This is a genomic window from Clavibacter sp. MX14-G9D, assembly GCF_032917815.1.
GTDB classification, from domain to species: Bacteria; Actinomycetota; Actinomycetes; order Actinomycetales; family Microbacteriaceae; genus Clavibacter; species Clavibacter michiganensis_K.
Window position 1 is genome coordinate 1 of sequence record NZ_JAVCVL010000067.1, and the last position, 12,359, is coordinate 12,359.

The following is a 12,359-nucleotide window of genomic DNA, read 5'->3' on the forward strand; positions in this document are numbered from 1 at the left end:
CCGCTCCGCCACCAGCGGAGCGGACGCTCCGGGTGCGCGAGCGGCGCGTATCCGGGGAGCGGGGTCGCGCCGGCGTCGAACGCATCCGCCCGGTCGCCGCGGGCGTCCACCGGCGCCCGCCCGGCCTCCGTCCTGTCCCGGCGAGCGCGCGCCTCCGCGACGGCGGCCGCGAGCCATCCTCCCGTGCCCAGCATCCGGCTCCCCCTGTCGTGGTCGTCGGGGCGATCCTCCCGCCCCCGGCGCGGGCGCACCAGGGCGCCCGGACGCCGTCACCCCATGTCGGAGCCGAGCTCGACCGTCGTGAAGATCGAGCCGATGAGCACGCCCGCGGGCGGAGACGTGTCCTCGCCCAGCTCCGGGAAGCGGTGCGCGAAGACCTCGGCGTCGTCCTCCGGGTGGTAGCCCATCGCCTCGCCCGCCGCGAGCGAGACCCAGCGGCGCGTGTTCCGGGAGACGCCCCACACGATGCGGTGGCCGGGCTCGTCGAGGCGGAGAGCCGCCTCCACCAGCCGGGCGGCGTCGCCCGGGGAGAGCCAGGTGGAGACGCTGCGGGCCTGCGACGGCTCGGGCTCGGCGGTCATGATCCGGACGCTCACGACCACGTGCCCGTTCCGGTCGGCGTAGAGGCTGCCGAGCCCCTCGAGCAGCACCTTGCTCAGGCCGTAGAAGGTGTCGGGTCGCGGTGCGGGCACGTCCTCGCGCGCCGCGTCGACGGCGGGCAGGAAGCCGACCGCGTGGACGGAGCTCGCCGCGAGGATCCGCGGGACGCCCGCCCGCACCACCGCCTCGTGCACGGCGTGGGCGCCGTCGTTGTTGACCGCCTGGATCGCCTCCCACGGGCGCTCGGCCGCGTGCGCCGCGAGGTGCACCACCAGGTCGGATCCGCGGAACGCCTCCGTGCACGCGTCGACGTCGGTCATGTCCACGATGGCGGAGGTCTCCCCCGCCTCGAGCGGCGTGGGCGGCTCCACCACGTCGAGCAGCCGCAGCTCGTGCCCGGCGGCGCGGAGGAGGGGACGGATGCTCGTCGCGATCCGGCCGGATCCTCCCGTGATCGTGATCGTGCCCATGTCGGATCCCCTCGTCGTCGGAAAGCGCCGCGCCCGCGCGGCCGTCCTCCCATCCTCCGGGACGGACGGCCGCGCGAGAAGGGCCGGTCGCCTCACTCGAACAGCCGGTTGACCCGCTCGTTCACCTGGTCGAGGGAGTCGACCGGCTCGCTGCCGATGTAGATGCTGTCCATGACGGGCTTCATGATCGACAGGATCTCCGCCGCGTTGTTCGTGACGGGGAACAGGATCGTGTCGCCCGCGTCGACGAGGTCGGTGAACGGCTTCACGTCGAACCCCTTGTCGGCGAAGGCCTCGATGGCCGCCTCGGTGCCGGCGGGGCGCGCCGGGAAGATGACGCCCTCCTCGCCGACGATGGTCTGGCAGGCGTCCGAGCCGAGGAAGGCGACCCAGCGGGCCGACTCCTCGGGGGCGTCCGTCTGCGCGCTGATGGAGTCGCCGAGCCCGTTGTACATGGAGACGGGGTGCCCGATCGGGCCGATGGGCACGCTGGCGATGCCGAGGTCGACGCCCTGAAGGCGCGCGTAGCTCGAGATGGTCCACGAGCCGTCCGCGACGAGGGCCGCCTGGCCGGAGCCGAGCTGCTGCACGAGGTTCGGCGCCGTGCCGACGCGCTCGTACGACGGCAGGTAGCCCTTGTCGACGAGGCCGAACAGCCACGCGATGGAGTCCTTGAAGCGCGGGTCGTCGTAGTTGTACCGGTCGCCCCAGACGGGCGCGTTGGTGAACTCCCACCCGGTCGCGCCGGCGAGCCACGACCACTGGGTCTGGCCGTTGGTGTCGCCCGCGCCGTTGGACCCGAGCCCGTAGGTGACGACGTCGTCGGGGTCGAAGCCCTCCTCGTCGCCGCGGACGCCGTTCGCGTCGACCGTCAGGTGCGCGATGACCTGCTCGAAGGTGCCGCCGTCCTCGGGGTTCCAGGTGAGGCCCTGGAGGTCGGCGGGCGTCATGCCCGCCTCGGCCAGCACCGCCTCGTCGTAGAACAGCGCGATGGTGTCGAAGTCCTTCGGCGACCCGTACTGCTTGCCGTCCTGGCCCACCCACAGCTCGGCGAGGCCCTCCTGGTAGTCGGCGGGATCGAGGTCGGCGGTCGCCGCGAAGTCGTCGAGCGGCAGGATCACCCCGCGGCTGACGAACTCGGGGTACTTGGTGAGGTGGTCCGTGAACACGTCGGGGCCGGCGCCCGCGACGAGTCCCGCGGTGAGCTTCTGCCAGTAGTCGCCCCACCCGTACTGCGTGATGCGGATGTCGATGTCGGGGTTCTCCGCCTCGAAGGCGGTGGCGCACTTCTCGTAGCCGGGCAGCTGCAGGGACTCCCACAGCCAGTAGTCGACCGCGGTGGTGCCGGCCGCGGCGCCGGGGGCTGCGGCGCAGCCGGTGAGGGCCGCGAAGGAGGCGGCCGCGACCGCGGCGGCGGCGAGCCTCCGCAGCCGGCGGCGCGCTCGGGCCGGACGGGGGGCGCGGGATGTCGTCGTCGACATGGTCGTGGTCCTCACTTGATGCCGTTGAAGCCGATGTTGTTGACGATGCGCTTGGCGAAGACCCCGAACAGCACGATCATCGGCAGCGCCGCCACGAGGGTCGCGGCCATGAGCCCCGACCAGTCCGGCCCGCCCTGCGGGCTCTGCGACTTGAAGGCGCCGAGCGCGACCGTCAGCACGCGCGAGTCGTCCGTGTAGCTGACCATGAGCGGCCAGAAGTAGTCGTTCCAGCTGGTCATGTAGGTGAGGATGCTCACCGTCGCGATGGGCGCCGCCGACATGGGGATGATCACCTTGAAGAAGATCGCCAGCTTGCTCGCGCCGTCCACCAGCGCCGCCTCCTCGACCTCCTTGGGCACGTTGAGGAAGAACTGCCGCAGGAAGAAGATCGCGAACGGCGTCATGAACAGCGACGGCAGCATGATGCCGAGCAGGCTGTCGATGAGGCCCAGCTGCTTCACGAGCAGGAAGTTCGGCAGCAGCGTGAAGATCACGGGGACCATGAGGGACAGCAGGAAGAACCCGAACACGAAGTCCCGTCCCCGCCAGACGAGGCGCGAGAACGCGTAGGCGGCCATGGCGGAGAAGAACACCTGGCACACCGTGACGGTGGTGGAGACGACCACGGAGTTGCCGAGGTAGCGCCAGAAGTCGAGCCTCGCGCCCGATCCGCCGTCGGCGATCGCGTCGTCGACCGACTGGAGGCCGAAGACGCGGAGGAAGCCGTTCCAGGTGAAGTCGACGGGCAGGAGCGAGGTGGCGTTGCCGTAGAGGGCGCCGTTGCTCGACAGCGCCGTGCGGAGGATCCAGTAGAAGGGGAACACCGTGGCGAGGATGAGGAGGCCCATCACCACCCACGCGGCGATGCGGCCCCAGGGGACGGGTCGGCGGGGGCGGGCCGGGCGGGGCGCGCGGGGCGGGGCGTCGGCGCCGTCGGGACGGGGACGCGCCGTGGGAGGGCTCTGCAGCTGGGTCATGACGTCTCCTAGTTCAGGTCGGACTGGCCGGCGCGCGTGAGGCGGTACTGGAAGTAGGTGACGATGACCAGGATGATCAGCATCGCGACGCTCAGCGTCGAGGCGTAGCCGAAGTCGAACTGCGCGAACGCCTTGTCGTAGATGTAGACCTGCAGCAGCCGGGACGAGTCGACCGGTCCGCCGTTGGTCGTCACCGAGACGGTGTCGAAGACCTGGAACGAGCCGATCACCGAGATGATCAGCACGAGGCCGAGCACCGGGCGGAGCAGCGGCATCGTGATCCCGCGGAACATGCGGAACTCGCTCGCGCCGTCGACCCGGGCGGCCTCGTAGTAGTTGGCGGGGATGGCCTGCAGGCCGGCGAAGATCAGGAGCGCCGTGTAGCCCATGTGCCGCCAGACGTTCACGCCGGCGATGGTGGGGATGACCCACGCCTCGGTCGTGAAGAAGCCGATGCGGTCGAGGCCGATCCACTCGAGCAGCTGGTTCCCGATGCCGAGCTGGAAGTCGAGGATCCAGAGGAACACCAGGGCCGCGACCACGTTCGAGACGAGGTAGGGCGCGAGGATCACGCCGCGCAGCAGCGTCGACTGCGTCAGCCGCTGCATGAGCACGGCGATGCCGAGCGCGATCACGGTCTGGAACCCGATGTTGAGCACGACGTAGTAGATCGTGACGCGGGCCGCGTTCCAGAAGACCGGGTCGGCGAGCATGCGCTGGTAGTTCTCGATGCCGATGAAGCGAGCCGGGGACAGCAGGTCCCACGACGTGAAGCTCAGCCAGATGCCGCGCAGCAGGGGCCAGAAGTAGAAGACCACGAGCCCCACGGAGGCCGGGATGAGGAACAGCGCGGCGAGGCGGGTGTCGTCCCGCCGTCGCCCGCGGCGGGGCGGTGCGCCGCGCGAGGGCGGCCGCAGGCCGGTGGTGAGGGGGACCGCCGCCGGCGCGGGATCCGCGCTCCGGGCGTTCACGGAGAGTGCCATCGAGACTCCTTCGTCCATCCCGCTCCATCGCGGGCGGCGCGGCCGGTGGGGGCCCTCGCCGCCCTCAGTGTGACCACCGGCGACGAGGGGCACAACGCGCTCGGGTAACGAGACGGTAACGAATGGAAACGCTTCCATTCGGTGCCCGAGCCGGGCTAGGGTCGCTCCTGACACCTGCCCGACGAAGCGCAACGGAGCCCTCGTGACCGTCATCGACACCGCCCCGACCACCCGGATCGAGTGGGAGGGCGGCGGCCTCGCCCTCGCCTTCGAGCACGATCCCGACGGGCCGGTGCGCCTCGTCGCGGTGGACGGACCCGACGGCGGCACCGGGGTCGGCGCCGACGGCGAGCGCGCCGACCGGTCGACGCCCCGCCAGCCGCTCGTCGAGGTGCTCTCCCCCGCCTGGGGCCGGCTGAACAACAGCTACCGCTACGACGGCACCGCGCTCGGGGCGGGCCTCCGCCTCGTCGACTCCTCCGCCACGTCCCGCGACGGCGTCGACCGGCTCGAGATCGTGCAGCGGCACGCGGCGTCCGGCCTCGTCGCGACGACGGTCCTCGAGGCGCACGCGGGCGTGCCCGCCGTCCGCACCACCACCACGCTCGCGGTCGAGCCGGGCCACGCGCCGCTGCCCGTGTGGTCCGTCACCAGCCTCGCCACGGGCGCGGTCGTGTCCGACTCCCCGAACGACGTCGACCTGTGGTGGGCCGACAGCGGCTGGTGCTCCGAGAACCGGTGGACCTCCCGTCCGCTGCGCTCGCCCGGCCTCGTCGCGATCGACCGCACGGCGCGGGGCGAGACCAGCCGCAACCGGCTCGCCGTGTCGAGCCTCAGCACCTGGTCCTCCGGCGTCGCCAACCCCGCGGGAGCCGCGCAGGACCGCCGCACCGGCCGCACGCTCGCCTGGCAGGTCGAGCACAACGGCGCCTGGGCGTTCGAGCTCGGCGAGGACCCCGACTGGGGCCACGGCGGCGTGCCCCTCGAGGACCGCCTGTTCAGCGAGACGCCCTTCGGCCCGCCGCGCGCCGACCGCTCCCGCGACGGCGCGTACGTCGCCGTGCTCGGCCCGACGGACGCGCTGCACCAGTGGTCGGTCGTGCTCGACGGGTCGACCTCGTTCACCACGGTCCCGGTCTCCTTCACCGCGGCCGGATCCCTCGACGACGCGCTCGGCGCCCTCGCCGCGCACCGCCGGGCGAACCGTCGCCCCCACGCGGCGGGCGACGCGCTCCCCGTGGTCTTCAACGACTACATGAACACGCTCGAGGGCGACCCCACCGAGGGGAAGCTGCTGCCGCTGATCGACGCCGCCGCGCGCGTGGGCGCCGAGGTCTTCTGCATCGACGCGGGCTGGTACGACGACACCGCCGGATGGTGGGCGAGCGTCGGCGACTGGCAGCCCTCGACAGCCCGGTTCCCCTCCGGCCTGCCGTCGGTGCTCGACCGGATCCGCGCGCACGGCATGGTCGCCGGGCTCTGGCTCGAGCCCGAGGTGGTCGGGCTCGAGAGCCGGGCCGCCCGCACGCTCCCCGACTCCGCGTTCCTGCAGCGCGGCGGCGTCCGCGTCGTCGAGAACGCCCGGTACCTGCTCGACCTCCGCTCGCCGGAGGCCCGCGCGCACCTCGACGAGGCCGTCGACCGGCTGGTGGGCGAGCTCGGCGTCGGGTTCTTCAAGCTGGACTACAACGTCACGCCCGGCGCCGGGACCGACCTCGACGCGCCCTCCGTGGGCGCCGGGCTCCTCGAGCACAACCGCGCCCTGCTGACCTGGCTCTCCGACGTGCTCGACCGGCACCCCGACCTCATCCTCGAGAACTGCGGATCGGGCGCCATGCGGTCGGACGCCGCCATGCTGCGGGTGCTCCAGATGCAGTCCACCTCGGACCAGCAGGACCCGCTGCTCTACCCGATGATCGCGGTGGGCGCGCTCGCGCACATCCTCCCCGAGCAGGCCGGCAACTGGGCCTACCCGCAGCCCGACATGGACGACGAGATGGTCGTCTTCACGGAGTGCACCGGGCTCGCCGGGCGCCTCTACCAGGCGGGCGTGCTGAGCGGGATGGACGACCACGGGCTCGACCTCGTCGCCGACGCCGTGCGGGTGCACAAGGAGACGCGGCACGACCTCGCGGCCTCCACGCCGCGCTTCCCCACCGGCCTCCCGTCCTGGGACGACGCGTGGACGACGGTGGCGTTCGACGTCGCCGACTCCCCCGACACCTACGTGATCGCCTGGCGCCAGGCGCACGCCGACCGCGTCGTGGACCTCGCCCTGCCGCACCTGGGCGATGCGCCCGTGGACGTCGTCCAGGTCTACCCGCCGCAGGGGATCGGCGCCGAGTGGTCCGCGCGCCGCACCGCGGAGGGCCTCCGCTTGGACTCGGGCGACGCCGCCCCGGGCGTCGCCTCCGCGCGCATGTACCGCGTGCGGCGCGCATGAGTCGGCGCCGCCCCCGACGGGCTCCGTCAGCGGGGCGGCGCGGTGCTCTCGCGCACGATGAGCCGCGCGGGCAGGTCCACCTCGGGCGGGGCGGGCGTCCCCTCGATCCGCGCCACGAGCTGCTCGAGCACCGCGCGGCCGAGGCCGCGGAAGTCCATCCGCACGCTCGTGAGGGCGGGCGACAGGACCTGCGCGTAGGTCGCGTCGTCGAAGCCGACGACGCTCACGTCCTCCGGGACGCGGACCCCGCGCTCGGCGAGGGCCCGCAGGGACCCCAGCGCGATGTCGTCGTTGAAGCAGAACAGCGCCGTCACCCCGTCGTCGAGCGCCCGCTGGGTCGCGTCGTGCGCCTGCAGCGGGTGCCACCCCGTCATGGCCACCTCGGGGGCGCGGGCGCCCGCCCGGGCGAGCGTCTCGAGGTACGCGCGGGTGCGCCCGCGCCCGGAACCCGAGGGGTGGTCGACGCTGAGGTGGTGCACGGTCGCATGGCCGAGGTCGAGCAGGTGCTGGGTCGCGAGCCGCGCCCCGACCTCGTCGTCGATGTGCGCGTGCGGCACGCCCGACAGGTGCGTGCCCATGAGCGTGGCCGACGCCACGGGCAGGTCGGCGGGCAGGAGCTCGAGCGCGCGGCTGACCGGGCTGTCGAACTCGATCCCGACCACGCCGGCGAGCGGCAGCCGCAGCAGCAGGTCGACGGCCTCGCGCGCGTCGTCCGCGTGCCCGGTGCGCACGACGGCGACGGTCACGAGGAGGCCGTGCGCGATGGCGGCCTCCTGGATGCCCTGGATGGTGGAGGCGAAGCCGTACCGCGTCGTGTCCTCCGCGAGCACGCCGACGAGCCGGTTCCGGCCGCTGACCAGCGCCCGCGCGGCCTCGTTCGGCCGGTAGCCCAGCTCGTCGACCGCGCGCATGACCGCGGCGCGCCGCCGCGCGCTCACCTGCGGGCTGCCGTTGAGCGCCCGCGACGCGGTGGCGTTCGAGACCCCCGCGAGCCGCGCGACGTCGGCGAGGCCGGGCTGCTTGGCGCGTCGCGGCTCGCTCATGCTCCGACAGTAGCGGGAGCGCTCTCCCGCCGACCGGCCCGCGGGGGCTCCCCGCGTCCCGCGGCCTCCCGCATCCCCCGCATTCCCCGCATCCCGACCACCCGCACGACGGAAGGACACCCATGACCGCCCTCACTCCCCCCATGGGATGGAACAGCTGGGACAGCTACGGCACGACCGTGACGGAGGAGGAGGTCCTGGCCAACGCGCGCTTCATGGCCGAGCACCTCCTCCCCTTCGGCTGGGACACCGTGGTCGTCGACATCCAGTGGTACGAGCCGACGGCGCGCGCGGGCGGCTACAACGAGGACCCGCCCGTCGAGCTGGACGGCTTCGGCCGGCAGATGCCGGCCGTCAACCGCTTCCCGTCCGCAGCCGGCGGGGCGGGCTTCGGGCCGCTGGCCCGGGCCGTCCACGACCTGGGGCTGCGGTTCGGCATCCACATCATGCGAGGGATCCCGCGGCTGGCCGTGCAGCGCGACCTCCCCGTGGAGGGGACCGGCAGCACGGCGTCCGGCATCGCGGACACCTCCTCCGTCTGCGCCTGGAACCCCGACAACTACGGCCTCGACCACGACCACCCCGACGCGCAGGCCTACTACGACGGGCAGCTGGCCCAGTTCGCCGCGTGGGGCGTCGACCTGGTGAAGGCCGACGACATGCTCAGCCCGTACCACCACCGCGAGATCGCCGCGTACCACCGGGCCATCGAGCGGAGCGGGCGCGACATCGCGCTGAGCCTCTCCCCCGGCACGCACCTGTCCACGGCGCACCTCGACCACCTGCGCGCCTCGGCCGCGATGTGGCGCGTGTCCGACGACCTGTGGGACCGGTGGAGCGACGTGCACGACCAGTTCGCGCGCATGGCCCGCTGGGCCCCGTTCCAGCGCGCCGGCGGGTGGGCGGACGCCGACATGCTGCCGCTCGGGCGCATCGGGATCCGGGCGGAGCGCGGCGAGGACCGCGACAGCCGGCTGACGCTCGAGGAGCAGCGCACCCTCATGAGCCTGTGGATCATGTCGAGGTCGCCCCTCATGTACGGCGGCGACCTCCCGCGGAGCCGCCCGGAGACGATCGCGCTGCTGACCGTGCCGGACGTGATCCGGATCCTGCAGCGCTCCGAGGACAACCGCGAGGTCGTCCGCGAGGGCGACCTGGTCGTCTGGACGGCCGTGGCGACGGACGCGGACGCGCGCTACGCGGCCGTGTTCCACCTGGGCGACGCGGGCACGGAGCACCGCGTGCCCGTGTCCTCGGTCGGCGTGCGGCCCGGGGAGGCCGGCACCTGGACCGACGTGTGGACGGGATCGCCCGTGACGGCGGACGGCGACGCGCTCGTGCTCGACGTGCCGGGCCACGGATCCCGCATCCTCCGCTTCGACGCCGCCTGATCTCGGTCTACTCGAATAGCAGCGCGCAAGGGTTGGGCCGCTGCCTATTGATCACCAGGGCGCAAATCAGGGGTTTACACGAGTAGACCGCGCCCGTCACACTGGGGAGGCGCCGCAGCCGGGCTCCACGCGGCCGGCGCCTCCCGCACCCACCGAGCGATGACGCTCACCACCGAAAGGCCGTCCATGCTCTCCCTCGGGATCGTCGGCGCCGGGCAGTTCGCCGGGCAGTTCGCCAAGCTCTTCAGGATCCACCCCGACGTCGACCGGGTCCTCATCACGGACCTGCTCCCCGAGCGCGCGGAGGAGCTCGTCGCCCGCGAGGGGCTCGACGGCGCCGTCGCGTCGTTCGACGCGCTCCTCGAGTCCGACGTCGACGCGGTCGCCCTGTTCACGCAGCGCTGGACGCACGGGCCGCTCGTCGTGCGCGCCCTCCGCGCCGGCAAGCACGTCTACTCCGCGGTGCCCATGGCCGTCTCCGAGGAGGAGATCGCCGAGATCATCGACGCGGTGCGCGAGACCGGGCTCACCTACATGATGGGCGAGACGAGCTACTACAACCCCGCCACCGTCTTCGCCCGCAAGAAGGTCGCCGAGGGCGCATTCGGCCGGATCTTCTACGCCGAGGGCGACTACGTCCACGACATGGACCTCGGCTTCTACGCGGCGTACCAGTACAGCGGCGGCGCCGACTGGAAGCGCACCGCCAGCTACCCGCCCATGCACTACCCGACGCACTCCATCGGCGGCGTCCTCGGCGCCATCCCCGGCCACGCGGTCAGCGTCAGCTGCATCGGCGTGCGCGACGACCGCGGCGACGGGGTCTTCGACCGCGAGGTGAGCCAGTTCGGCAACGACTTCTCCAACGCCACCGCGCTGTTCGAGCTCGACGACGGCGGCGTCATGCGGATCAACGAGATGCGCCGCGTGGGCTACCCGTCGCAGATCCGGGAGTCGCGCTTCCGCTACTTCGGCACCGAGGCGAGCCTCGAGCAGATCGCGACCGTGAGCGTCTGGCAGGACAAGCAGGAGGTGACCGACATCTCGGAGGAGCTCACCACCCGGCCGAGCATGCCGCTCGACGACCCCTCGCTCGCCCACATCGCGCCCGAGCTGCGGGAGGCCTTCGTCTCCGGCTACGCGCCCGTGCACGACGAGGACCGCCTGCCGGCGGTCTACCACGGCGTCCCGAGCGGGCACGAGGGCAGCCACCACTTCCTGGTGGACGACTTCGTGCGCGCGGTCGTGGACGGCACGCTGCCTCCGGTGAACGCGTGGGTCGCGGCGCGCTACACGATGCCGGGCATCGTCGCGCACCGCTCCGCCCTCCAGGGCGGCGAGCGCCTCGACGTGCGGGACTTCGGCGACGCACCGGCGGACGCCGCACCGGCGGCCGCGGCGGGAACCGCGGAATAGGATCCCCTGAGGATCCCGCCGACCGGCCGGGCGGGAGGAGCGAGGCGCATGCCGTCCCCCTCCCCCCGCCCCCGCGGCCAGGTCACCCGGGCCGACGTCGCCCGGTACGCGGGCGTCTCCACGGCGGTGGTCAGCTACGTCGTCAACGGCGGTCCCCGGCCGGTCGCGGTCGCGACCGCGGCCCGGGTCAGCGAGGCGATCCGCGTCCTCGGCTACCGGCCGAACGCGAGCGCCCGGGCCCTCCGCACCGGCAGCACGCAGATGCTCGGCCTCGTCGTGCCGGAGATCGGCAACCCCCTCTTCGCGGAGCTGGCGGTCGCCGTCGAGCGCGCCGCGGCCCGGCGCGGCCACGCGGTGCTGCTCGTGGACAGCGGCAGCGACCCGCGACGGGAGCGGACCCTGATGCGCTCGCTCACCGCACGGCAGGTGGACGGCATCATCGTCAGCACGGCCCAGCGCAGCAGCCTCGCCGACGACCTCGCCTCCCTCGGCGCCCCGGTCGTCCTCCTCAACGCCTTCGACGCGTTCGAGGGGATCGAGACCGTGGGCGTCGACGCCCGCGAGGGCGCCCGGGTCGGCGTCGCGCACCTCGTGGAGCACGGCCACGCGCGGATCGCGCTGATCGTCGGCGGACCCGAGGGCGAGGTCCGCGAGCACGGCTGGCTGGACGCGACGCGCGCCGCGGGCCTGCCGGACGGGCCCCTCGCCCGCGAGCCCTTCACGCGCGCCGGCGGATACCGCGGCGCGATGCGCCTCTTCGGCGGCGCCGACCGGCCGACCGCCCTGTTCGCGAGCTCCGACATGCAGGCCGTCGGCGCCCTCCGCGCGCTCGGCGAGCTGGGCCTCCGCGTGCCCGAGGACGTCGCCGTCGTGTCCTTCGACGGCACCGACGAGGCCGAGTACGCGACGCCGCGGCTGACGGTCGTGCGCCAGCCGGTCGACGAGATGGCGGAGGAGGCCGTGGCGCGGATCGTCGCGCCGGACCCCGAGCGCGCCCCGCACCACGCGTCGTTCACCCCGACGCTGGTCGTCGGCAGGTCGTGCGGATGCGCGGCGCCGGTCGAGGCCGGTACCGGGACCGCACCGGGCGCACCGGCGCCCGCCGCCCGCTAGCGCGCGCCGCGCGCCACGGTCGACCCGCGGACGATCAGCTCGAAGCCCATCGTCTCGCTGCGGAACGGGCCCGCGTCGGCGCCGTGCTCGATGCGCTCGGCGAGCATCGCGACCGCGCGGCGGGCGATGGCGCGGCGTCCGGGCGACACCGTGGTGAGCGGCGGCTGGGCGAAGCGGGAGTCCTCCGTGTCGTCGAGGCCCGCGACCGCCACGTCCTCGGGCACGCGGACGCCGCGCTCCTGCAGCATCCACTGGGCGCCGAGCGCGATCGAGTCGTTGAAGCCGAACACGGCGTCGAACGGAACCCCCGCGTCGAGGAGCCGCGCCGTCGCGGCGGCGCCGCTCTCGCGGTGCCAGGGGCCGGGATCCACCCGGAGGCGCGGGTCGGGGGCGATGCCGGCGGCGGCGAGGGCCTCCTCCGCGCCGCGCAGCCGCAGCGCGG

11 protein-coding genes are annotated in these 12,359 nt (G+C 73.5%); 4 read left to right on the forward strand and 7 right to left on the reverse strand.

Annotated elements, in window-relative coordinates:
• The 5 genes from Q6969_RS07665 to Q6969_RS07685 form a co-directional block, all read right to left on the reverse strand.
• Nucleotides 1-194 (reverse strand): hypothetical protein (locus Q6969_RS07665; RefSeq protein WP_317229901.1); only part of this gene is annotated, 194 nt, incomplete at its 3' end.
• Between the two features lie 75 nt (nucleotides 195-269).
• On the reverse strand, nucleotides 270-1,070 hold the full coding sequence (locus Q6969_RS07670) for an NAD(P)-dependent oxidoreductase (RefSeq protein WP_104291315.1): 801 nt from the start codon (nucleotides 1,068-1,070) through the stop codon (nucleotides 270-272).
• Nucleotides 1,071-1,162: 92 nt separating this feature from the next.
• On the reverse strand, nucleotides 1,163-2,551 hold the full coding sequence (locus Q6969_RS07675) for a sugar ABC transporter substrate-binding protein (protein WP_317229902.1): 1,389 nt from the start codon (nucleotides 2,549-2,551) through the stop codon (nucleotides 1,163-1,165).
• A gap of 11 nt (nucleotides 2,552-2,562) precedes the next feature.
• Nucleotides 2,563-3,528 (reverse strand): carbohydrate ABC transporter permease, encoded by a 966-nt coding sequence (locus tag Q6969_RS07680; protein WP_317229903.1) that lies wholly within the window; start codon nucleotides 3,526-3,528, stop codon nucleotides 2,563-2,565.
• An 8-nt stretch (nucleotides 3,529-3,536) separates the two neighbouring features.
• Complete coding sequence (locus tag Q6969_RS07685) at nucleotides 3,537-4,511, reverse strand: sugar ABC transporter permease (protein WP_317229904.1); 975 nt, start codon at nucleotides 4,509-4,511, stop codon at nucleotides 3,537-3,539.
• Between the two features lie 202 nt (nucleotides 4,512-4,713).
• Between Q6969_RS07685 and Q6969_RS07690 the strand changes: the two genes are divergently transcribed.
• The gene (locus Q6969_RS07690; protein WP_317229905.1) at nucleotides 4,714-6,954 is read left to right on the forward strand and encodes an alpha-galactosidase; all 2,241 of its coding nucleotides are present in this window, start codon (nucleotides 4,714-4,716) and stop codon (nucleotides 6,952-6,954) included.
• A gap of 26 nt (nucleotides 6,955-6,980) precedes the next feature.
• On the opposite strand, the gene Q6969_RS07695 is transcribed toward Q6969_RS07690, so the two are convergent.
• Nucleotides 6,981-7,997 (reverse strand): substrate-binding domain-containing protein, encoded by a 1,017-nt coding sequence (locus Q6969_RS07695; protein ID WP_317229906.1) that lies wholly within the window; start codon nucleotides 7,995-7,997, stop codon nucleotides 6,981-6,983.
• Nucleotides 7,998-8,119: 122 nt separating this feature from the next.
• On the opposite strand from Q6969_RS07695, the gene Q6969_RS07700 reads away from it, so the two are divergent.
• From Q6969_RS07700 to Q6969_RS07710, 3 genes are all read left to right on the forward strand, one after another.
• Nucleotides 8,120-9,388: a glycoside hydrolase family 27 protein gene (locus tag Q6969_RS07700; RefSeq protein ID WP_317229907.1), complete on the forward strand. Its 1,269-nt coding sequence runs from the start codon at nucleotides 8,120-8,122 to the stop codon at nucleotides 9,386-9,388.
• A 159-nt stretch (nucleotides 9,389-9,547) separates the two neighbouring features.
• Complete coding sequence (locus Q6969_RS07705; RefSeq protein ID WP_317229908.1) at nucleotides 9,548-10,804, forward strand: Gfo/Idh/MocA family oxidoreductase; 1,257 nt, start codon at nucleotides 9,548-9,550, stop codon at nucleotides 10,802-10,804.
• A 48-nt stretch (nucleotides 10,805-10,852) separates the two neighbouring features.
• Complete coding sequence (locus tag Q6969_RS07710) at nucleotides 10,853-11,917, forward strand: LacI family DNA-binding transcriptional regulator (RefSeq protein ID WP_317229909.1); 1,065 nt, start codon at nucleotides 10,853-10,855, stop codon at nucleotides 11,915-11,917.
• Here Q6969_RS07710 and Q6969_RS07715 read toward each other — a convergent pair.
• Nucleotides 11,914-12,359: substrate-binding domain-containing protein (locus Q6969_RS07715; RefSeq protein WP_317229910.1), on the reverse strand; the 446-nt coding region annotated here is incomplete at its 5' end. The genes Q6969_RS07710 and Q6969_RS07715 overlap by 4 nt on opposite strands.

What these genes read in the sequence shown, in the direction of transcription:
- Q6969_RS07670 (WP_104291315.1), bottom strand. Translation starts at nt 1,070, where the DNA reads ATGGGCACGATCACGATCACGGGAGGATCCGGCCGGATCGCGACGAGC.
- Q6969_RS07675 (WP_317229902.1), bottom strand. Translation starts at nt 2,551, where the DNA reads ATGTCGACGACGACATCCCGCGCCCCCCGTCCGGCCCGAGCGCGCCGC.
- Q6969_RS07680 (WP_317229903.1), bottom strand. Translation starts at nt 3,528, where the DNA reads ATGACCCAGCTGCAGAGCCCTCCCACGGCGCGTCCCCGTCCCGACGGC.
- Q6969_RS07685 (WP_317229904.1), bottom strand. Translation starts at nt 4,511, where the DNA reads ATGGCACTCTCCGTGAACGCCCGGAGCGCGGATCCCGCGCCGGCGGCG.
- Q6969_RS07695 (WP_317229906.1), bottom strand. Translation starts at nt 7,997, where the DNA reads ATGAGCGAGCCGCGACGCGCCAAGCAGCCCGGCCTCGCCGACGTCGCG.
- Q6969_RS07700 (WP_317229907.1), top strand. Translation starts at nt 8,120, where the DNA reads ATGACCGCCCTCACTCCCCCCATGGGATGGAACAGCTGGGACAGCTAC.
- Q6969_RS07705 (WP_317229908.1), top strand. Translation starts at nt 9,548, where the DNA reads ATGACGCTCACCACCGAAAGGCCGTCCATGCTCTCCCTCGGGATCGTC.
- Q6969_RS07710 (WP_317229909.1), top strand. Translation starts at nt 10,853, where the DNA reads ATGCCGTCCCCCTCCCCCCGCCCCCGCGGCCAGGTCACCCGGGCCGAC.